A 21,123-nucleotide genomic window follows, 5' to 3' on the forward strand; every position below is an offset into this window, starting at 1 on the left:
GCCCCGGCGCACTGGCCAGCCGCGGATAAATCATGTCCGAACTGACTGCCGATGTACTGCTTCGCGCCTATGCCTACGGGGTCTTCCCCATGGCCGAAGACAGTACATCGCAGGAGCTTTTCTGGATCGATCCGGAAGAGCGCGGCATTCTGCCTCTCGATGCCTTTCACCTGCCCCGCCGCTTGCGCAAGACGGTCCGCCAGAACCCTTTCACCATCCGTGTGGACACCGCCTTCCGGCAGGTGATGGAAGCTTGCGCCGCCTCCCGGCCGGGGCGCGAGGGGACCTGGATCAACGATCAGATTCTGTCGCTTTACACCGAACTTCACGAGAAGGGTTTCGCCCATTCCGTCGAATGCTGGCAGGGCGGCAAACTTGTCGGCGGGCTTTACGGCGTGCGGCTCGGCGCGGCGTTTTTCGGCGAGAGCATGTTTTCCGAGGTCAAGGACGCAAGCAAGGTGGCGCTCGTCCATCTGGTCGCGCGGCTGCGCCATGGCGGCTTCCTGCTGCTCGACACACAGTTCGTCACCGATCATCTGGCGCAATTCGGGGCGGTGGAAATTCCGCGGGCGGATTACAAGATACTGCTGCAGCGGGCGGTCACGCAGCAGGGCGATTTTTACTCGCTGCCGCTCGATGCGCCGCCCGAGCTCGTTTTGCAATCGGTCAGCCAGACATCGTAAACCGGATGCTCGACGGCATTGAGGCCGGGGCTCGAAGCAAACATCCAGCCGGAGAAAATACGGTCGGGATGCTCGGGGTCGCGCACGCCGGCAGGCCGTCCGCCTTCTTTACCGCCTGCGGATGGCGGGGGAGGCAATTCATTGCCTCCTTCATATTCGTTGGGCGCCACATCACTCTTGGCCAGATCGGAAATGGAAGAGATGACGGAGCCGATGTCCGGCGCTTGCTGCAGCGCCCTATCGTCGCTGCCATTCGCCCCCGCATCATCGCCGGGCACGACGAGGCCCTTTTCGAAGACTTCCACAAAGGCCGTGGTCTGCGGCGGCTCCTCGGGCGGGCGCTTGTTGCAGCTATGGACCAGCACTTCCAGTGTGCCGAAGGTCACTTTCTTGCCAAGCGGGGCTTCGAGCTTCGAAATTTCCGCCGTGATTTTATCGAGGGCGGAAAAAACGGCAATGTCGTAAGTGGTCTCGGCCTGCGCGGCAGAAGAAAACGCCAGCGCGGCGGAAAAAACGAGAGCCGGATAGAAGACCCGGTGCGAAACACAATCCTTTTTCATCACCGAACTCTCCCTTTGAACTTGAGCGGCACCGCCGCATCCCCGCCTTGGCAGCGGCTTACGGCGCATCCTGGGCGCTGAAAATCGCCTGACCGACCAGCCCGATCAAATCGATCGAGCCTTGGGTAAACTGAATTTCCTCGCCGTTTTCCAAATAATCCTCGCTGCCTCCCGGCAGAATGGACACATAATTGCCGCCGAGCAGGCCTTCACTCGTAATCTTGGCACTGGAATCGGTCGGAAGTTTGATGTCCGAGCGGATTCTGAAGGTCACGCGCGCATAATAATTTTGCGGGTTGAGTTCCTGGCTGACCACGGTGCCCACCTTGATGCCCGACATCCGGATGTCCGAGCCGGTGGTCAAACCGTCCACCCGGTCGAATTCGGCCGTCAGCCGGTAGCCTTCCGTGCCGCCCACATCGGCAATGGAATAGCCGTAAGCCAAAAACCCCGTCGCCACCGCAATCACAGCGGCGCCCACCAGTGTTTCCACGAAATTGTTCTGCATTTGCCCTCCTGCCGCCGCTTGCCGCGCAGCCCCCTCGCTTTATTCCGGCTGCCAGGCGTCGTAATCGCCCGTCACGCGCGGGCGCCCGCCGCTATTTGCCAGGCTCCCGTCGGGCTTATAAGCGCCGGGTGTGCCCGTTAGATTGGCCTTGTGCGGCTTTTCCCAAGCGCGCGGCGTATAGGTCTCTTCGCTGGGCGGCACATCCACCACGTGATGCAGCCAGCCATGCCAGCCCGCCGGCACGCGCGAGGCTTCGGCCAAGCCGTTATAAATGACCCAGCGCCGGTCCGATCCGTCCTTGGAGACGAAATAGCGGTTGCCCTGATCGTCCTCGCCCACCAGGCGGCCCTTGCGCCATGTAAACAGGCGCGTGCCGATGGTCTGGCCGTTCCACCAGGTAAAGATCTCAGTCAAAAGGCTCATTTGGACCGTTTTCCGCAATTATGCTGTGTTTAACGTGCGGGGGAATATGGCACCCGCATGGCGGGGCGTCCAGCCCCTTCCCCCGGGCCTCACCGACGCTTTACGGCGCGTGTTGCCCGCCTGCATACCCTCCCGGTATCTGGCGGGCATGGCTGGCTAAACAGCTAGTCTATCAGGATAAAATCGTCTTTTGCGGGGCTGGGGGCAGCGGGCTTCTTGGCGATGGGGGGCTGGCGGTAAATCTTGCCCGCCCGCTCGAACGGGCGGTCGTCCTGCAGCACCCATTCCAGGCGTTCCAGAAGCAGCTGCGGCTTGACCGGCTTGACCAGAAGCTGGCTTGCCCCGCCGGCAAAGGCGGCCTTGATGAGCTTGGGCTCGGCATGGCCGGTCAGCACGACCACGGGCATGAAACAATGGGGCGTGTTTTCCACATCGCGCAGCTCGCGCAGGAAGCTCTCGCCATTTACCGGCTGCATTTCCCAGTCGAGCAGCACGAGATCGGGCATGGAGGGGCGGATCATATCCAGCGCCTCGGCGCCATTGCGCGCCTGAAAGACTTTGGCGCAGCCGAAGGCGCGCAGAAACGAGACCAGCAACAGGCGCATATGTTTGGAATCGTCCACGACCAAAACCGACAGCTCGGAAAGCCGCCGTCCATACGCGCTATGCCATCTCGCCCCGGTCATGAAATTGTGGCCTTGAAATCGCCCCGCCTGAAGCTGAAAGGTGCACCAGCCGGCTTAAATTTCCTTAAGCCCATAAGGGAGAATTTTAACGAATTGGGCGCTCGGCCCCCCTCTCCCCTGCGATTCGCATAAGGCCCGCCTCCCGGCCCGAAAGAGGCCCGGCGCGGATGCCGCGCCATTGCTCGCATTCCCGAGCATGCTTGACGGACCCCCGTTTCCGATACGACAGTTTGTGTCGGTCAGGGGACGATCCACACCATCTGGTGCTCACGGCAAAATGCCTCTTGGACCCGAAAACTGCTCCCGCGCTCGGCCCTTCCTCAAAAGGGCGGAAAACGGGGCGTCGGGTAACGGGCTCTTTTGCGCCCTAGAAGGGGGCGGGCAGGCACCGGCAAAAGGTTAAGGCCGGATCGAAACTTGGGGGAATGGCGGGCGCGGCGGCCCGCAACACAACGAACGGGGCCAGAAGATATGCGTATCCAGCGTTGCTTCACCGACGAAACCAAGTCGCCTTACGAAGGCATCGAGTTCCGGAACACGTCCAGCGAGATCCGCAATCCGGACGGCTCCGTGGTTTTCGCGCAAAAAGAGATCAGCGTGCCTGCCGCCTGGAGTCAGGTGGCCGTGGACATTCTGGCGCAGAAATATTTCCGCAAGGCGGGCGTGCCCGCCGAGTTGCGCCCGGTGAAGGAAGAAACCGTGCCGGGCTGGCTCTGGCGCCATGAGGCCGACACCGCCGCCCTGGAAGCCCTGCCCGAGGGCGAGCGCTACGGCGCGGAGACGGACGCGCGGCAGGTTTTCGACCGGCTGGCCGGCACCTGGACCTATTGGGGCTGGCAGGGCGGCTATTTCGATACCGAAGAGGATGCCCGCGCCTATTTCGATGAAATGCGCTACATGCTGGCGACGCAGATGGCGGCGCCCAATTCCCCGCAATGGTTCAATACCGGCCTGCACTGGGCTTACGGTATCGACGGCCCGGCCCAGGGGCATTATTACGTCGACTTCCGCACCGGCGAGCTTTTGTCCTCGAAAAGCGCCTATGAGCATCCCCAGCCCCATGCCTGTTTCATCCAGAGCGTGAATGACGATCTGGTCAATGAAAACGGCATCATGGACCTGTGGGTGCGCGAGGCGCGGCTCTTCAAATACGGTTCGGGCACGGGCACGAATTTCTCCTCCCTGCGCGGCGCCAACGAGGCGCTCTCGGGCGGGGGTAAATCCTCCGGCCTCATGAGCTTTTTGAAGATCGGTGACCGCGCAGCCGGAGCCATCAAATCCGGCGGCACCACGCGCCGCGCGGCCAAGATGGTGATCGTCGATATCGACCATCCGGATATTGAGGAGTTCATTTCCTGGAAGGCCGTGGAAGAGCAGAAAGTGGCAGCTCTCGTCACCGGTTCCAAGGTCAATGCCCGCCACCTCACCGCCATCATGAAAGCCGCGCATAATTGCGAAGGCGAAGGCGACGACTGTTTCGATGTGAAAAAGAACCCGGCGCTGAAACGCGAGGTGATTGCCGCGCGTAAGGCCGAGGTGCCGGAAAATTATATCCAGCGCGTCATCCAGTTCGCCAAACAGGGCTTCACGGAAATCGAGTTCAAGACCTATGACACGGACTGGGATTCGGAAGCCTATCTGACCGTCTCCGGGCAGAACTCGAACAATACCGTGCGCGTCACGGACGATTTCCTGCGCGCCGTGGAAGAAGACGGCGCGTGGAACCTTATCCGCCGTCTCGACGGCTCGGTGCAGAAGACCGTGGATGCCGCCGAGCTTTGGGACCAGATCGGGGAAGCTGCTTGGTCCTCCGCCGATCCCGGCCTGCAATTCCACACCACGATCAACGATTGGCACACCTGCCCGGCAAGCGGGGAGATCCGGGGTTCCAATCCGTGCTCGGAATATATGTTCCTCGACAACACGGCCTGCAACCTTGCCTCGCTCAACCTCATGCAGTTCCGCATGAAGAATGGCCGCTTCGATGTGGAAGCCTTCGAGCATGCGGTGAAGCTGTGGACGGTGACGCTCGAAATTTCCGTGCTCATGGCGCAGTTCCCCTCCAAGGAAATTGCCGAGCGCTCTTTCCGCTACCGCACGCTCGGCCTCGGCTTTGCCAATATCGGCGGGCTGCTCATGGCAAGCGGGCTGCCTTATGACAGCGATGAAGGCCGCGCGCTTTGCGGCGCGATTTCCGCCATCATGACGGGTGTTTCCTATGCCACTTCCGCGCAGATGGCGCGCGAGCTTGGCGCTTTCCCCGGCTACAAGGACAATGAGCCGCATATGCTGCGCGTCATGCGCAACCACCGCAACGCGGCCTATGGCAACAAAGAGGGATACGAAGCGCTGAACATGGCGCCCGTGCCGCTCGATCATGCCCATTGCCCGCAGGCCGATCTCGTCGAACATGCGAAAGCTGCCTGGGATCTTGCCGTTTCCATGGGCGAGGCCTACGGCTACCGCAATGCGCAGGCCACCGTGATCGCCCCCACCGGCACGATCGGCCTCATTATGGATTGCGACACGACCGGCATCGAGCCCGACTTCGCGCTGGTGAAATACAAGAAGCTGGCCGGCGGCGGCCATTTCAAGATCATCAACCGCATGGTGCCGCTCGCGCTGAAGACGCTGGGTTATGACGCAGACACCGTAAAAGCCATCGGCGATTACGCGGTCGGCCACGGCACGCTGAAAGGCGCCCCTCATATCAGCCACAAGGCGCTGAAAGCCAAGGGCTTTACGGATGAAAAGCTCGCGGTGATCGAGGAGAACCTTGCCACCGCCTTCGATATCCGCTTCGTCTTCAACCAGTGGACGCTGGGCCGCGAGTTCTGCACCGGAGAGCTCGGCCTTTCCGAAGACGAACTCGATAATCTCGATTTCGACATGCTCCGCGCCCTCGGCTTTACCCGCGGGGAGATCGAGGCGGCCAATCTTTATGTCTGCGGCGCGATGACCGTGGAAGGCGCGCCGGGCCTGAAAGACGAGCACCTGCCGGTCTTCGACTGCGCCAATCCGTGCGGGCGCATCGGCAAGCGCTATCTTTCCGCCAGCTCCCATATCCACATGATGGCGGCGGCCCAGCCCTTCATTTCCGGGGCGATTTCCAAGACCATCAATATGCCGAATTCCGCAAGCGTCGAGGATTGCAAGGAAGCCTATATGCTTTCCTGGAAACTCGCCCTCAAAGCCAATGCGCTTTACCGCGACGGCTCGAAACTGTCCCAGCCGCTCAATGCGCAGCTTGTGGAAGATGAAGACCTGGAAGACGAGGAGGCGCTGGCCACCTCGCCGACCGAAGCCCTTTACGCCCAGCCGCAAAGCGAACGCGTGGCGGCGGTTGCCGAAAAGATCACGGAAAAAGTGGTAGAGCGGGTGGTCGAATATCAAAACGGCGAGCGCTCAAAACTGCCGCACCGGCGCAAGGGCTACACTCAGAAAGCCGTGGTGGGCGGCCACAAGGTCTATCTGCGCACCGGCGAATATGACGATGGGCGGATCGGGGAAATCTTCATCGACATGCACAAGGAAGGCGCCGCCTTCCGCAGCCTGATGAATAATTTCGCCATCGCCATCTCCCTCGGCCTGCAATATGGCGTGCCGCTGGAAGAATATGTGGAGGCCTTCACCTTCACCCGCTTCGAACCGGCCGGCCTCGTGCAGGGCAACGACTCGATCAAGAATGCGACCTCCATTCTCGATTATGTTTTCCGGGAATTGGCGATCTCTTATCTCGGCCGCAACGACCTTGCCCATGTCGATCCCTCCCAGCTTGCGCCCGATGCGCTGGGCGGCGGCGTGGGAGAAGGCAAGCTGCCGGCCTCCGCCATTGCCAGCCCCGGCTTTACCCGCAACCCGCAGCTTCAGAACTTCTATGTGGTGCGCGGCGGCGGCGCGGTAAGCGCGGAAGCCTCGGCGACGGCCAGCACCGCCATGCGCGATGCGCAGGCGGCGGCCGAGGCGATCTCCGCGGAAGCCGTTTCCGCAGAGGCGCAGGGGCCGGAGGTCATGAGCACCTCGATGGACACGGTGGAAGTTGCCATGATGGCATCGGGCGGCGGGCGCAGCGCGTCTTTTTCCGCCGGCATGACCGCCATTACCCAGGCGCGCCTGAAAGGCTATGAGGGCGAGCCTTGCGGGGAGTGCGGCAACTTCACCATGGTGCGCAACGGCACCTGCCTGAAATGCGACACCTGCGGCTCGACAAGCGGCTGCTCTTAAGAACCGGCCATTCTTCCAGCGGCACCTTTGGGTTAAGCCCGAGGGTCCATTGGAACAATGAATAAGCTGGACCGTTATGTGGACCCCGGGTCAGGCCCAGGGTGACAAGTGTGCCTAGATATGAAGGCACCGCATCTCCCAAATGCAAAGTGTCACCCCGGCCTGCGAGCCGGGGTCCAAGCAGCTTTGCGGCTTACCTGTGTGCTTGAGATTTGGAGTGCGGGGCGGAAACGCCGCTCCCCCTCCCCGTCGCAATTCCGACAAAATGAAGCGTAAGGCTGAGTGAAGCGCAACCCGCAAAAGAAAGAGAGACCTCTTTATCATGGCCCGCTTGACGACCTTTTTGACCGCCTTTGCCTTTCTCGCCCTTGCCGCCCTGCCCGGCCAAGCGAAAGCGGCGGATATTTACGAGACCTTGAAAGCCGATCCTCAGTTTTCCATCCTGGTGCAGATCATCGAGGGGGCGGACCTCGAGTGGCGCTATCAGGACGAGCGCCCGCGCACCGTCTTTGCGCCCGTGAATGCGGCCTTCGAGAGCATTCCGGGCGGCTATGAAGACATGCTGCCCCCGCTCAACCCCTCCACGAAGGAAAATGTTTCCGCGCTCCTTCTCTACCAGATCGTGCCCGGGCGCGTGCGGCCCGAAACGCTGACCGGGCAGCTCACCAGCATGACCACCTTTCAGCGGGGCAAGGTTATGATCGACGGCACGAAAGACCCGCTGCGCTATGGCGGCCGCTTCGGCGGCAATGTCGCCGGGCCGGTTCAGGAAGCCTCGAACGGGCTTATTGTGCCGATCGATGCCATGCCCATTCCGCAATTCGAGGAAGTGACGCCGCCGAAACTGGAAGCCCCGGAAGGTCAGTAAAAAATGGGCTCAGGCGAGGAGCGCTCCCGCCCCTTGCCAGAACACGTAAAGCCCGGTTGCGATGACCAGCAGGGCAAAGAGCGTGGTGAGCAGTGCCTTTTTTCCGGCAAGGCGGCGGGCGAGAAGAACGCCCAAAATGCCGCCTGCCGCCCCGCCCGCCACAAAGAGCCCGGCCACCGGCCAGTCCACGAGCCCGGCAAGGCTGTAGGACGTCGCCGTCGTGGCGCCGAAAGCGGCGACGGAGACGAGGGACGAGCCCACCGCATTCAGCATCGGCATGGCGGTTGCGCCGATCAGCCCCGGCACGATCAAAAACCCGCCGCCGATGCCGAAAAAGCCGGAGAGCGCACCGACGCCGAGCCCGGCCAAGACGAGCTTCGGGGCAAGGCGCGGGGCGCTTTCAAAGGTGAGCCGGACATCCGGGTTACCCAGGACATCGCGCCGGCGCAGCATCATCGCGCCCACAACGAGCATGAGAAGGCCGAAAAGCGCGAGCAGTTTTTGCCCGTCCACGGCCTGGCCCGCCCGCGCGCCGAGCGCCGCGCCGATTATGCCGGAGAGCGCGAAGGTAAGCGCGCAAGGCCATTTGACGTTCGCCGCGCGCGCATGACCGGCGAGCGAGAAAAGCGCGCTGGCCGCCACCGCGACCGCGCTGGTGCCGATCGCGGCATGGGGCGAGCTTACCCCCACCACATAAACAAGGAGCGGCACGGCAAGGATGGAGCCGCCGCCGCCCACCAGGCCGAGCGTCAGCCCGACCAGGGCGCCGGAGGCAAGAGCGAGAAGAATTTGAGGGTCCATGGCCGCGCGCTCCTGTTTAAAACGGCTACCTGTTACGCGGCACGCCGGTTCCAGGGCATGATTGCAAGCAACCGCGCCATGCCGCACCATCCGGTGATCCCGGCCATCATCAGCCCCGCGCCCACGAATGCGGAGAGCAGGTAAAAGGCCGGGGAGGCGGCCGCGCCGAGCACGACCCCGCTCAGCACCAGCGCGCCCGCCGTAATCTGCACCTGGCGGTTGACTTCCAGGGGCTGGCTGGTGTCGGCGAGCACGGGCAGGCCCGCCTTCTTCCAGGCATCAAGACCGCCTTCCACGATGAAGGCTTCGCAGGAGGCAGCTTCCGCCAGTTTTTGCGCATTCGCGCCCGTGCGCATGCCCGTCTTGCAATGATAGACGATCATGCCTTTCGGGTTCGTCAGGCTTTTCGGGGCGAGCTGGTCGAGCGGCCAGTTTTCCGCGCCCCTAATACGCTCGCGGGCATGTTCATCCGCGCCGCGAATGTCGATGAGGCTCGCGCCTTCTTTCACAAGTTTCGCCGCCTCTTGCGGCGTAATGGTTTTAAGTGCGGTCATGGTCTTCTCCATCAAAGCCCGGCGCTTCGAGGCCGGGCATAACGTTCAAGGGCAATAAATTTCTTTCAGGACGGAAAGCAGCTTTGCGGCATTCGGGTCCGCAATGCGGTAGTGGATCACCTGCGCCGCGCGCCGTGTCGCCACCAGCCCGTCCGCCCGCAGCTTCGCCAAATGCTGGGAAAGCGCGGATTGGCCGAGCCCCACCGCTTCGGCAAGCGCGCCGACGCTCATTTCCCCATGCGCCACAAGCTGGCAGAGGATCAGCAGCCGGTTTTCATTCGAGAGCAGCTTCATCATCGCCGCTGCCTCGCCCGCCCGCGCGGCCAGTTCTTCCAGATCGTCCGGCATATGGGTGGCCAGGGTTTCCGCCATTTTTTTCCATCCTATATTTTAGGTGTTGCTAATTTAGTATTTTCTAATATATATGTCAAGACGAACAGCAAAGGAGGCGTCCCATGACCACTCAGCAGACGGCGCAACCCGAAATTGAAGCCTTTTTCGACGAACCCACCAACACGGTGAGCTACCTTGTGTGGGATCCGGCGACGCGCGAGGCGGCGATTATCGACCCGGTGCTCGATTACAATCACCGCTCGGGCAAAGCCTCCGCCCGCTCCGCCGACGCGCTGCTGAAGGCAGCAGCGGATAAAGGCCTCACCATCACCTGGGTGCTGGAAACCCACGCCCATGCGGACCATCTGACCGCCGCGCCCTATATCAAGGCAAAGACCGGCGCGCCCGTCGGGATCGGCGCGCGCATCCGCGAGGTGCAGAAAATCTTCCGGCCCGTTTTCAACGCCAAGGACGTGTCGGGCGAAGGCACGGAATTCGATCACCTTTTTGAAGAAGGCGAGACGTTCAAGATCGGCAATCTCACGGGCGAGGTCATCGCCACGCCCGGCCATACGCCCGCCTGCGTCTCTTACAAGATCGGCGAGAATGTCTTTGTGGGCGACACGCTTTTCATGCCCGACTACGGCACCGCGCGGGCGGACTTTCCGGGCGGGGATGCGGCAACGCTTTACCGCTCCATCCAGAAGCTTCTGGCCCTGCCCGCACGCACCCGGCTTTTCATGTGCCATGATTACAAGGCGCCGGGGCGCGATACTTATGCCTGGGAAACAACAGTAGAAGAAGAGCGCACCCGCAATGTGCATGTGCATGAAGGGGTGAGCGAGGCCGAGTATGTCGCCATGCGCCAGAAGCGCGATGCCGGGCTCGACGCCCCGCTGCTGCTCCTCCCCTCGATCCAGGTCAATATCCGGGCCGGCCATTTCCCGGAAGCAGAGGAAAACGGTGTGCGCTATTTGAAAGTGCCGCTCAAGCTGGAGGGGGCGCTGGAAAGCAGCACGCTAGAAAAAGACAGCGCCGCCTGACCCTTCCCTCTCACTAAAAAGAAAGGCCCGGAGCAACACTCTCCGGGCCTTTCAATTGAGCGGCTTCAGGTCTGGGGATGAGATTTACTGAAGTGCCACCCAATTTTCGTTCGCCTGTTCGATGTAACCGGGAATGTCTTCTTCCCAGGTGCTCTGAACTTTCGGGCTGTAATTGAGATAAAGTTTGCCGTCGACGATGGTCCACAGCTCGGGCTCCGTCGTCGCCTTGGCGCCTTTAGCCACGCCATAGGCGCACCAGCCGCCATATTGCGGGGCATATTTTTCAGGGTTCGCGGCGAAGAGGTCGCGGTTCTCCGCGCTGGCGAAACGCCAAGTCGCGCCCTTCCATTCATACGTATAATCGGCCGAGCCCTGCACAGGCTTGCTCTGCGTGAAATAGGCAACCGGGTCCGTGCCGTTGATCGCCACACCGTCCTCGGTATAGATCTCGCCCTTGCCGGCGGCCATGGCCGAGGGGGTCGCCCCGGCAACGGCAATGATCAGCGCGCCAAGCAGGCCGAAACTCACGGCAAAGCCGCGCACCAGATCTTTGAACCCGAAACTCTTTGCCGGATACTGATGTGTCATGGAATGTCCTTCCGCTTGCTGGTCGCTGAACGCCCCTTCGCGTGGGCAAAAGATGACCGCTGCGCAAAAGCTTTTCCAATCAAGCCAGCACAAAATTGCGTGAGGGCGCGTTAAGCTCTTGAGAGGGCGCAAAAGCGCTGCCAATGCCGGACGAAACGGCGCGGCGAGGAAAGAATCGATACCGCTAAGAGGACCGGAAAATGTCAGAATTTGCCGCGCTTTTCCTGGGGGCCGCCGTGCTTGTGCTCTACGGCGCCGTTTCCAGGCGGCAAGTCGCAAGCTATCTGACGGGGCCCATGCTTTTCGTCGCCATCGGCGCGGCGGCGGGCTTTGTGCTGCAAAATGGCGGCCCCCGGGCCGCGGATATTTCCCATATCCGGCTTCTGGGCGAGCTGACACTTGCCATTGTTCTGTTTACTGATTCGGCCCATCTCAAACCGAAACACCTGCTTCAGGAAGAAAGCTGGCCGGCACGCATGCTTTTCATCGGCCTGCCCTTGGTGATTCTCTCAGGCGCCGCCCTTGCCTATGTGCTCTTTCCCGGCTGGCCGCTTTGGCTCGCCGTTCTGGCAGGGCTCATTCTCTCCCCCACAGATGCGGCGCTTGGCCGCTTCATCCTGGAAGATCAGGACGTGCCCGAGCCCTTGCGCGAGACCTTGAATGCGGAAAGCGGGCTGAATGACGGGTTCGCCCTGCCGCCCATTCTCATTCTATTGGCCCTTGCCGGAGGCGGCATGGGGTTGGCCTATGACGAAAGCGCGTTGACGCTGGCCCGCCATCTTGTACTCGGGCCCCTTTGCGGCGTCGTGATTGGTTTTAGCGGCGGCAAACTGATTGATTATGCGGCGCGGCGCGGCTGGATGCAGCCGCTCTACCAGCGTCTCGCAGCGCCTGCCCTCGCCGTCCTTGCCTATGCGGGCGCCGAGCTGATCCATGCCAACGGTTTTATCGCCGCTTACGTGGCAGGGCTGATGATCCCGCTCACCGTTTGCCTCAGCGCGCAAAAATATCTCAAAGAGTTTTCCCAGACCGAGGCCGAGCTTCTGACCCTCATCATGTTCTTTCTTTTCGGCCTTCTCATCGTGCCTTTGGGCGCAGAAGCCTGGAGCGGCACCATGGTGCTTTATGCGCTGGCGAGTCTCACCATTATCCGTGTGCTGCCTATCATGGCCTCGCTCACCGGCACGGGGCTCGGCTGGCGCTCGAAGGGCATTCTCGCCTGGTTCGGCCCGCGCGGCATCGCTTCCATTCTCTATCTGCTTCTAGCATTCGAAACGCTTGGGCCGGGCAATGCCTTCACCGAGCTTGCCGGCCTCGTCTCCTTGACTGTGCTCCTCAGCATTTACGCGCACGGCCTTTCCGCCGTGCCGCTGGCGCGCGCTTACGCCGCCCATGCCGAACGCATCGAGCTGCCGCTGAGACGCGCGCGCAAGAAACCGGAATAGCCTTACCAGGTATCGATGAAGGCGCGACCTTTCAGTCCGGGCTCCATGGGCGGCAGCGATTTCAGCCCGCGCGCGATCCAGTGGCGCGTTTCGGCCGGATCGATCACCGCATCGATTTCCAGGAACGAGGCCATATTCGTCGCCTTGCCGTTCTCATAATATTTGGCGACCATTTTCTGGAAGAACGCCTCGCGCTCGTCCGGGTCCTCGATGGCTTCCATCTCGCGCCGGTAGCCGAGCCGCACCGCCCCTTCCAGCCCCATGCCGCCGAACTCGCCGGTCGGCCAGGAGATGTTGAAGAAAGGCGCATGGAAACTACCGCCCGTCATCGCCTGCGCGCCGAGACCGTAGCCCTTGCGGAGCACCACAGCGAAAACCGGTACGCGCACATTCGCCGCCGTCACGAACATGCGGCTGACATGGCGCACCTGCGCGGTCTTTTCGATTTCCGGCCCCACCATGAAACCCGGCGTATCGCAGAGCGAAAGAATGGGCAGACCGAAAGCATCGCAAAGCTGCATGAAGCGCGCGGCCTTGTCGCCCGCATCCGCATCGATCGCCCCGCCGAGATGGAAGGGATTATTGGCCATCAGCCCCATGGGCCGGCCTTCAACGCGCACAAGCGCGGTCTTGATGCCGATGCCGAAATCCTTGCGCAGCTCCAACACGGAGCCTTTATCCACGAGCCCGGCAATGACATTGTTCACGTCATAAGCGCGCAGCCGGTTTTCGGGAATGACATGGCGCAGCTTGCGCTGATCCTCCGCATCCCAGTCGCTCGCCGGGCCTTGAAAATAGGACAGGTATTTCTTGCAGGCCTCGATGGCTTCCGCCTCGTCCTTTACCGCAACATCGATGACGCCGTTCTTGCGCTGCACGTCGTAAGGACCGACATCTTCGGGCGCATAAACGCCGAGCCCGCCGCCTTCGATCATGGCCGGGCCGCCCATGCCGATATTGGAATCGGCGGTTGCGATAATCACATCGCAGCAGCCGAGCAGCGCGGCGTTGCCCGCAAAGCAGCGCCCCGAGGTCACGCCGACCAGCGGCACCTTGCCGCTCAGTTTCGCGAAAGTGAGGAAAGACGGCGTATCGAGACCGGCAACGCCCGCCACATCCGTGTCGCCGGGGCGCCCGCCCCCGCCTTCGGCCAAAAGCACGACAGGCAGTTTCTGCTCTTCGGCCAGAAAGAGCATGCGGTCCATCTTCTTGTGGTTCATCGCCCCTTGCGTGCCGGCAAAGACCGTAAAGTCATAGCCCATCACCATGGCGCGGGCTTTTTCCTCACCGAAAAGATCGCCGTTCACCGTGCCGATGCCGGAGACGAGACCGTCCGCCGGGCTCATCTTCAACAGATCTTCCATGGAGCGGCGGCGGCGCTGCGCGGCAAGCGCCAGGGCGCCATATTCGATTAAGCTGCCTTCATCGCACAGGTGAGCAATATTCTCCCGCACCGTGCGCTGATTGCGTTTCCGGCGGCGGGCAACGGCGTCGGGCCGGTTCTCATCAAGGCCCAGCGCGTGGCGCTCAATCACATGGGCAAGATCAGGGCGGATATAGTCGAGATCGACTTCTTCTTCCGCCACTTCCGCCGCATCCGCGCCTTCCGATTCCTCGATGAAGAGGATCGCCTCGCCGTCCATCACCGTGGCGTTCGGCACGGCGGCGATCTTGCGCACCGTCCCGCTGATCGGCGCTTTGATCGTGTGCTCCATCTTCATCGCTTCCAAGACGGCAATCTGCTGGCCTTTGGCGATATGCTCGCCTTCTGCCACATCGACGCTGATCACCTTGCCCTGCATGGTGGAGGAAACGGGCTCCGTCCCCGCCGGGCCTTCTACGGCATGGGCAGCATGAGCAGCGGCGCCATTTTCATTCGCCGTAAAATAAAGCGCGCGGTGTTCGGCCTCCCTCACAAGCTCGGCGGCGTGATCGGCAATGAAGCCGGTATAGACATCGTTCGCTTTCACCTCGGCGCGGGCGAGCAGGTTCTGCAAAAATGCCTTGTTCGTCGCCGCGCCTTCGATCTGAAATTCGCCAAGCGCGCGGTAGGCCCGGCCCAGCGCTTCGCTATAGTCGGGTGCGGGCGAATAAGCGATGAGCTTGGCGAGCAGGCTGTCGTAATGGGGGCTCGTTCGGTAGCCCGCATAGCCGAACGTGTCGACGCGGATGCCGGGACCCGACGGCGGCGCAAAGGCGCTGAGCGTGCCGCCTGCGGGCATCGCCTCGCCCCTCTCCGTCATCTTTTCCATATTGATGCGCAGCTGCACGGCATAACCGCGCGGCGCGGGCGGCGCGCCAAGCCCCACCTCGTCAAGCGAGGCGCCGGCGGCAATACGAAGCTGCGTTTTCACAAGATCGATGCCGGTCACTTCTTCCGTCACCGTATGCTCGACCTGGAGGCGCGGATTGGCCTCCATGAAGGCGAAGCTTTTCAGCGGGTCTTTCGCCTCTGCATCGATCAGGAATTCGAAGGTGCCAAGCCCCTTATAGCTCGCGGCTCCGGCAAGCTTGCGGGCCGCTGCGCAAAGCGCCTCGCGCAGCGCCGGGTCAAGTGAAGGACTCGGCGCGATCTCGACGAGTTTCTGATTGCGCCGCTGCAGGGTGCATTCGCGCTCGCCCAGATCGATGACGGTTGCGCCGTCGCCAACAATCTGAATTTCGATATGCCGCGCTTTGCGGATGAGCTTTTCCGCATAGACCGCATCATTGCCGAAAGCGGCCTTGGCTTCCGAGCGGCAGCGTTCATAAGCTTCGGCAAGATCGCCCGCATCCGTCACCGCGCGCATGCCGCGCCCGCCGCCGCCGGCCAGCGCTTTGAGCATGATCGCGCCGCCCTTGCCTTGCGCTTCCAGAAAGGCCCGCGCCTCCTCAAGGCTCGCCGCCCCTTTCGTGCCGGGGAAAAGCGGCACACCTTCTTTTTCCGCAAGCGCCCTTGCTGCCGCCTTATCGCCGAAAAGCGAGAGCGCCTCGGGCGAGGGGCCGACAAAGGTAATGTCTTCCTTAGCGCAGGCCCGCGCAAAGGCGGCGTTTTCGCTTAAAAAGCCGTAGCCGGGGTGAATGGCATCGCAGCCCATTTTCTTCGCCTCGGCCACGATCTGCGCAATGTCGAGATAGGCGCCCGCCCCTTCCCCGCTCAAAGCTGCCGCCTCATCGCAAACCCGCACATGCAGCGCGCGCGCGTCGTCCTCGGCATAGACGGCGACCGTGCGCAGCCCCAGCTCCGCCGCCGCCCGCGCGATGCGAATGGCAATTTCCCCGCGATTTGCGATGAGCACGCTTTTCATGAACCGGCCTCCCCAAGCGAATTATCTTTTCTGCTTTAGTAGAGAGGGCTTTACGGGGTGTCAAACGGCTGGGGAGCGACGTTCCCGCCGCCCTTCGTCACCCTCGGGCTTGACCCGAGGGTCCATGGAAAAGCTGCTGCAAGCGGCCAGGCGGCCTGGACCCCGGGTCAAGCCCGGGGTGACACTTGGAATCACATGAAAGGAATGCGCCGACCAGCTTGCTCAGGCTGTCACCCCGGCTTTATGCCGGGATCCATCCTGCCTGCGGTACGGGTAGCGATGCCTACTGGCCGCCGGTACATTGACCAGAGAAAGACAAGCCGCCCTTACTTCTTCTCCGGCTGCACCACGCGGATGTTCAATTCGCGCAGCTGCGCGTTCGAGACATCGGAGGGTGCCTGCATCATCAGGTCCTGCGCCTGCTGGTTCATCGGGAAGAGCGTCACTTCGCGCAGATTGTCCACACCGGCCAGCAGCATCACCATGCGGTCGATGCCGGGGGCAAGACCGCCATGCGGCGGCGCGCCGTATTTGAACGCGCTGAGCATACCGCCGAACTTGTTCTCCACCACGTCCTTGTCATAGCCGGCCAGCTCGAACGCCTTATACATGACTTCCGGGCGATGGTTCCGCACCGCGCCCGAGGAAAGCTCGATGCCGTTGCAGACGATGTCGTACTGGAAAGCGGTCATGCCGAGAATGGTGTCGGCATCCTTTTCCCGGTCCAGCTTGACGAATTCTTCATGCGGATAATTCGGCATGGAGAAGGGGTTGTGCGAGAAGTCGATCTTCTTTTCTTCCTCGTCCCATTCATACATGGGGAAGTCGACGACCCAGCAGAAGTTGAAGCCTTCTTTCTTCGGCAGAGTTTCAAGATCGGTGCCGATCTTGACGCGGGCTTGCCCCGCGAAAGAAACGAAATGTTTCGGCTGGCCGCAAACGAAGAACACCGCATCGCCGTCTTTCAGGCCAAGCTGGGTGCGGATCGCTTCGGTGCGCTCGGGGCCGATATTTTTCGCCACCGGCCCGGCACCCTGGATCTCACCGCCTTCCTCGCGGAAGAAGATGTAACCGAGGCCCGGCTGGCCCTCGCCCTGCGCCCAGGCATTCATGCGGTCGCAGAAAGCGCGGCTGCCGCCGCCCGGCGCCGGGATCGCCCAGACCTCGACCTTCGGGTCGTTGGCGATAAGATTCGCAAAGACTTTGAAGCCACTACCCGCGAAATGCGGCGTGACTTCTTCCATCTCGATCGGGATGCGCAGGTCCGGCTTGTCCGAGCCGTATTTGCGCATGGCTTCGGCATAGGGAATGCGCGGGAAAGGATAAGGCGTCACCGCCTGGCCGTTACCGAATTCCTCAAAGAGGCCATGCAGCACAGGCTCGATCGCGGCAAAGATATCGTCCTGCTCGACAAAGCTCATTTCCATATCGAGCTGATAGAACTCGCCCGGCGAGCGATCGGCGCGCGCGTCTTCGTCGCGGAAGCAGGGCGCGATCTGGAAATAGCGGTCGAAACCCGCCACCATGATGAGCTGTTTGAACTGCTGCGGCGCCTGGGGAAGCGCATAGAACTGGCCCGGATGCAGGCGCGAGGGCACGAGGAAGTCGCGCGCGCCTTCGGGCGAAGACGCCGTGAGGATCGGCGTCTGGAATTCCATGAAGCCTTCATCGGTCATGCGCCGGCGGATAGAGGAAATCACTTTCGAGCGCAGCACGATGTTCCGGTGCAGCGTTTCGCGGCGCAGGTCGAGGAAGCGGTAGCGCAGGCGCGTGTCTTCCGGATAGTCCGGCTCGCCGAAAACCGGCAGCGGCAGTTCTTCTGCCGGTGAGAGCACTTCCATGCTCTTCACCTGCACTTCAATGGCGCCGGTCACGAGGTTTTCGTTCACCGTCTCCGCGCTGCGGGCGATGACCGGGCCTTCCACCTTGATCACCGATTCCGCGCGCACGCGCTCTGCAGCGGCGAAAGGCTCGGCGAAATCCGGGTCGAAAACGAGCTGCGTAATGCCGTAATGGTCGCGCAGGTCGATGAAAAGCAGGCCGCCATGGTCGCGCTTGCGGTGCACCCAGCCGGAAAGGCGGACGGTTTCGCCCACTTGAGCCTTGGTCAACTCGCCGCATGTGTGAGAGCGATATGAATGCATCTGCCGATCCTGACGTCCCTGCCCTTGCCGGAATGCGAAATTCCGGCGGGCGAATCTCTGGAATGACCCGGCGCGGGCGCGCGCCGCATGGCCCTTTGGGGGCCGAAAAGCGCATGGAAAGGGGCGATTTGTCAAGCTTTCCCCGTGCTTTCTGGGTACTTTCTGGCGACTTTTCCGGGCTTTTGCCCCGCCCCTTGGAGCGGGAGGCGACAAGGGTTAAGGATTGGGGTATAGGATCGGCGCCATGGATATGATCACGACCACAAAAGACCTCGAAACCCTTTGTAAAAAGCTCGAAACGGCCCCTTACATCACGGTCGATACGGAGTTTTTACGGGACAAGACCTATTGGCCCAAGCTCTGCCTCATTCAGGTAGCGAATACGGAAGAAGGCTTCCTGATCGACCCTCTGGCCGAGGGCATCGACCTTGCACCCTTCTACAAGCTGATGGCGCACCCCAAGGTCATCAAGGTGTTCCATGCCGCCCGGCAGGATATAGAGATTTTCTACCATATGGGCGGGGTGATCCCCGATCCCCTTTTCGACACGCAGATCGCGGCCATGGCCTGCGGTTTCGGCGAATCCGTCGGCTATGAGACGCTGGTGCGCAAGATCGCCCGCGAAAAAGTGGACAAGACCTCCCGTTTCACCGATTGGAGCCACCGCCCGCTCAGCGAAAAACAGCTGGCTTATGCGCTGGCCGACGTCACGCATCTCAGGCCCGTTTACGAGGCTTTCGCCAAGCAGCTTTCCGATCAGGGCCGCGTGCGCTGGGTGGCCGAAGAAATGGCCATCCTGCAAAGCCCGGCGACCTATGACCTCAAGCCCGAAGATGCCTGGAAGCGGCTGAAAGCGCGCGTGAAGAACAAGCGCCAGCTCGGCGTTCTGATGGAACTTGCCGCCTGGCGCGAGCGCGAGGCGCAAAGCCGCGACCTGCCGCGCAACCGGGTGATGAAGGACGATGCGCTGTTCGAGCTTGCGACCCAGCAGCCCAAGGCGCTTAAAGATCTCGACCGTTTGCGCGCTGTGCCCAAGGGCTTCAGCGGCTCGCGCAGCGCCGCCGGCCTCATGGAGGCGATCAAAAAAGGCATGGCGACACCGGAGGAGGACATTCCCGAGCCCGGCAATAACCGCGTCATGCCGCCCGGCATCGGCCCCATCGTCGAGTTGTTGAAAGTGCTCCTGAAGCTGAAGGCGGAAGAGCACGATGTGGCCTCGAAGCTCATCGCAACGGTCTCCGAGCTTGAGGAAATCGCGGCGAGCGACAAGGCCAAGGTGCCCTCGCTCACCGGCTGGCGGCGGGAGATTTTCGGCGCCGACGCGCTTGCCCTCAAACACGGCAAGCTCGGCCTTTCCGTCAAGGGCAAGAAGCTCGTCGCCGCGCCGCTGCGCGAGGAAAACGAAGAAAGCACGGCAGCGGCGGCGGATTGAGGCGAAGGCCGAAGGACAGCCCTAGCCGATCACCACATCCGCCTCGCGCCCTGCGGCTTTGGCGAGCGCGTTGAGGCGCTTTTGCACCGTCTCGCCCATGAAGCTTTCGATCTTTTTGGGAAGTTCGAGCCGCACATATTTCTCGTCCATGCGCAGCCGGGTCAGCGGCAAAACGCCGAGCCGGGCCGCACAGAGCGAAAAAGCAAGCCGGAGCGCGAGGCCCAGAATGCGCGCCCTATAGGCTTCTTCCTTGCTCAAGCGGCTCGTCAGATCTCCCAGCACTTCGGCCTCCGCATTGCCCTCATGCCGGTGAAAGCCCACCCGCGCCAGAAACATGCGCCCCGGATGGTCGATGCCCACGACAGGGGCGAGCAGGATCTGCTGCATGGCGTGATGCGAGCGGTAATCGGGATGCACATACCAGCCAATGTCGGCAAGAATACAGGCAGCATGGCGCAGCCGCTTTTGCGCCGCGCTTTCCCCAAATCCGCCATCCGAAAACAGCGCCTCTGTCCAGGTGGCAAGCTCCTGGCCATGCTCGGGAAAGCGGGCAAGCCGCCCGGCCAGGTCCTTGCACCCCTCGATCAGCGGGTCCTTGCGCTTTTCTTCGGCATCCAGCGCGTCGTAAACCACCCCTTCGCGCAGGCCGAACGAAGAAACGATCACATGGCTTGCCCCCGCCGCCGCCAAAAGCCGCTCCAGCACCAGCGCCCCATAGGGGAGCGCCGGGATACGGCGGGAGGAAATATCGGGAATGCGCGCCAGGCTCTTCGGCCCCATTTTCTCTAAAAGCCCGGCGAGCTGCGCCGCATCGCGCTGCGGGATCACATAATTATGCAGCACGCGCACCGGATAATTGAACTGGGCCATGTGAATGCGCGCAAGGTTCCGCCAGACCCCGCCCACCGCATAAAGCGGGCGGCCTTTCATGGAGGAGAGCCAGCCGATCTTTTTCAGCTCTTCATCGACGATCTGCCCGGCGCGGGACAGATTACCCTCGCTTGCCGCTTCAAGCCGCAAGGGCCCAAGCGGCAGGGTAATGCCGGGCGCCAGCGTGCCGGAGGAAACCGCCACAAGCTCGAGGCTGCCGCCGCCCAAATCGCCGGCCAGGCCATCGGCATCCGGAATCGCCGATAAAATACCCAAAGCCGCCAGCCGCGCCTCTTCCTCGCCCGAGAGAAGGCGCACTTTCTGGTCGAAAAATGCCTCGATTTTCTTCAGAAACGCCTCACCGTCCGATGCGTCGCGCACGGCAGCGGTCGCCACCACATCGAGCTTCTTGATGCCGATTTCCCGTTTCAATGCCGCAAACCGGCGCACCGCCTTGATCGCCCGCTCCACGCCCTGCTCGTCCAGCTTGCCCGTGCGCGCTACAGAGCGGCCCAGGCCCGCCATGACCTTTTCATTGAAAATCGGCACGGGGCTGCGGGTTGCGCCCGCATATACGACCAGCCGAACGGAGTTCGAGCCGATATCGATGATGCCATAGGGCCCCTTGCGCGCATGCGGCGCCGGGGCTTTTTCGGGGGAGGTTGAGGTCACGG

Annotated in this window: 16 protein-coding genes and 3 pseudogenes; 6 read left to right on the forward strand and 13 right to left on the reverse strand. The window is 62.0% G+C overall.

All coding sequences use genetic code 11. The features are described from left to right. Positions 1–32 precede the first annotated feature (32 nt). Positions 33–683, forward strand: a complete 651-nt coding sequence (gene aat, locus M2A_RS05710; protein WP_045444227.1) for a leucyl/phenylalanyl-tRNA--protein transferase — start codon at positions 33–35, stop codon at positions 681–683. Here the strand turns inward: aat and M2A_RS18335 are convergent. The 5 genes and pseudogenes from M2A_RS18335 to M2A_RS05730 all read right to left on the reverse strand — a co-directional run. Then, positions 647–745, reverse strand: a pseudogene (locus tag M2A_RS18335) (DUF2155 domain-containing protein); the annotation flags it as partial. The gene aat and the pseudogene M2A_RS18335 sit on opposite strands and share 37 nt — an antisense overlap. 237 nt (positions 746–982) lie before the next feature. Further along, positions 983–1,312, reverse strand: a pseudogene (locus tag M2A_RS18340) (DUF2155 domain-containing protein); the annotation flags it as partial. Beyond that, a complete protein-coding gene (gene mlaD, locus M2A_RS05720) occupies positions 1,302–1,751 on the reverse strand; it encodes an outer membrane lipid asymmetry maintenance protein MlaD (RefSeq protein ID WP_045444230.1) in 450 nt (149 codons plus the stop codon). The pseudogene M2A_RS18340 and the gene mlaD, both read right to left, overlap by 11 nt. A 39-nt stretch (positions 1,752–1,790) precedes the next feature. Further along, complete coding sequence (locus tag M2A_RS05725; protein WP_045444232.1) at positions 1,791–2,174, reverse strand: NADH:ubiquinone oxidoreductase subunit NDUFA12; 384 nt, start codon at positions 2,172–2,174, stop codon at positions 1,791–1,793. 164 nt (positions 2,175–2,338) lie between these two features. Further along, complete coding sequence (locus M2A_RS05730; RefSeq protein ID WP_052379238.1) at positions 2,339–2,860, reverse strand: response regulator; 522 nt, start codon at positions 2,858–2,860, stop codon at positions 2,339–2,341. 471 nt (positions 2,861–3,331) lie between these two features. Here M2A_RS05730 and M2A_RS05735 point away from each other — a divergent pair, with 471 nt between their 5' ends. Together M2A_RS05735 and M2A_RS05740 are read left to right on the forward strand one after the other, a co-directional pair. After that, on the forward strand, positions 3,332–7,084 hold the full coding sequence (locus M2A_RS05735; protein WP_045444235.1) for a vitamin B12-dependent ribonucleotide reductase: 3,753 nt from the start codon (positions 3,332–3,334) through the stop codon (positions 7,082–7,084). A gap of 322 nt (positions 7,085–7,406) precedes the next feature. Next, complete coding sequence (locus M2A_RS05740) at positions 7,407–7,952, forward strand: fasciclin domain-containing protein (protein ID WP_052379239.1); 546 nt, start codon at positions 7,407–7,409, stop codon at positions 7,950–7,952. 9 nt (positions 7,953–7,961) lie between these two features. Here M2A_RS05740 and M2A_RS05745 read toward each other — a convergent pair whose 3' ends face one another. From M2A_RS05745 to M2A_RS05755, 4 genes and pseudogenes are all read right to left on the reverse strand, one after another. Continuing rightward, positions 7,962–8,753, reverse strand: coding sequence for a sulfite exporter TauE/SafE family protein (locus tag M2A_RS05745; protein WP_045444239.1), 792 nt, complete (start codon positions 8,751–8,753; stop codon positions 7,962–7,964). 32 nt (positions 8,754–8,785) lie between these two features. Beyond that, positions 8,786–9,049 (reverse strand): YgaP family membrane protein, encoded by a 264-nt coding sequence (locus M2A_RS18545; RefSeq protein WP_439645658.1) that lies wholly within the window; start codon positions 9,047–9,049, stop codon positions 8,786–8,788. A 27-nt stretch (positions 9,050–9,076) separates the two neighbouring features. Continuing rightward, a pseudogene (locus M2A_RS18550) lies at positions 9,077–9,319 on the reverse strand (rhodanese-like domain-containing protein); the annotation flags it as partial. Between the two features lie 33 nt (positions 9,320–9,352). Beyond that, positions 9,353–9,679: an ArsR/SmtB family transcription factor gene (locus M2A_RS05755; protein ID WP_244444387.1), complete on the reverse strand. Its 327-nt coding sequence runs from the start codon at positions 9,677–9,679 to the stop codon at positions 9,353–9,355. Between the two features lie 83 nt (positions 9,680–9,762). On the opposite strand from M2A_RS05755, the gene M2A_RS05760 reads away from it, so the two are divergent. After that, positions 9,763–10,683, forward strand: coding sequence for an MBL fold metallo-hydrolase (locus M2A_RS05760; RefSeq protein WP_045444241.1), 921 nt, complete (start codon positions 9,763–9,765; stop codon positions 10,681–10,683). Positions 10,684–10,767: 84 nt separating this feature from the next. On the opposite strand, the gene M2A_RS05765 is transcribed toward M2A_RS05760, so the two are convergent. Next, entirely contained in the window at positions 10,768–11,271 is a 504-nt protein-coding gene (locus tag M2A_RS05765) for a YHS domain-containing (seleno)protein (protein ID WP_244444388.1), read from the reverse strand. A 200-nt stretch (positions 11,272–11,471) separates the two neighbouring features. Here M2A_RS05765 and M2A_RS05770 point away from each other — a divergent pair, with 200 nt between their 5' ends. Then, a complete protein-coding gene (locus M2A_RS05770) occupies positions 11,472–12,716 on the forward strand; it encodes a cation:proton antiporter (protein WP_045444244.1) in 1,245 nt (414 codons plus the stop codon). 2 nt (positions 12,717–12,718) lie between these two features. On the opposite strand, the gene M2A_RS05775 is transcribed toward M2A_RS05770, so the two are convergent. Beyond that, on the reverse strand, positions 12,719–16,003 hold the full coding sequence (locus M2A_RS05775) for a carboxyl transferase domain-containing protein (RefSeq protein ID WP_045444247.1): 3,285 nt from the start codon (positions 16,001–16,003) through the stop codon (positions 12,719–12,721). A 326-nt stretch (positions 16,004–16,329) separates the two neighbouring features. Beyond that, on the reverse strand, positions 16,330–18,147 hold the full coding sequence (aspS, locus tag M2A_RS05780) for an aspartate--tRNA ligase (protein ID WP_045444250.1): 1,818 nt from the start codon (positions 18,145–18,147) through the stop codon (positions 16,330–16,332). A gap of 244 nt (positions 18,148–18,391) precedes the next feature. On the opposite strand from aspS, the gene rnd reads away from it, so the two are divergent. Further along, on the forward strand, positions 18,392–19,579 hold the full coding sequence (gene rnd, locus M2A_RS05785) for a ribonuclease D (protein ID WP_045444252.1): 1,188 nt from the start codon (positions 18,392–18,394) through the stop codon (positions 19,577–19,579). Between the two features lie 21 nt (positions 19,580–19,600). Here the strand turns inward: rnd and M2A_RS05790 are convergent, their stop codons facing one another. Further along, complete coding sequence (locus M2A_RS05790; protein ID WP_045444254.1) at positions 19,601–21,121, reverse strand: Ppx/GppA family phosphatase; 1,521 nt, start codon at positions 21,119–21,121, stop codon at positions 19,601–19,603. Positions 21,122–21,123 lie beyond the last annotated feature (2 nt).

Origin of the sequence: Tepidicaulis marinus (genome assembly GCF_000739695.1) — a bacterium.
In the GTDB taxonomy this organism is placed as follows: domain Bacteria; phylum Pseudomonadota; class Alphaproteobacteria; order Parvibaculales; family Parvibaculaceae; genus Tepidicaulis; species Tepidicaulis marinus.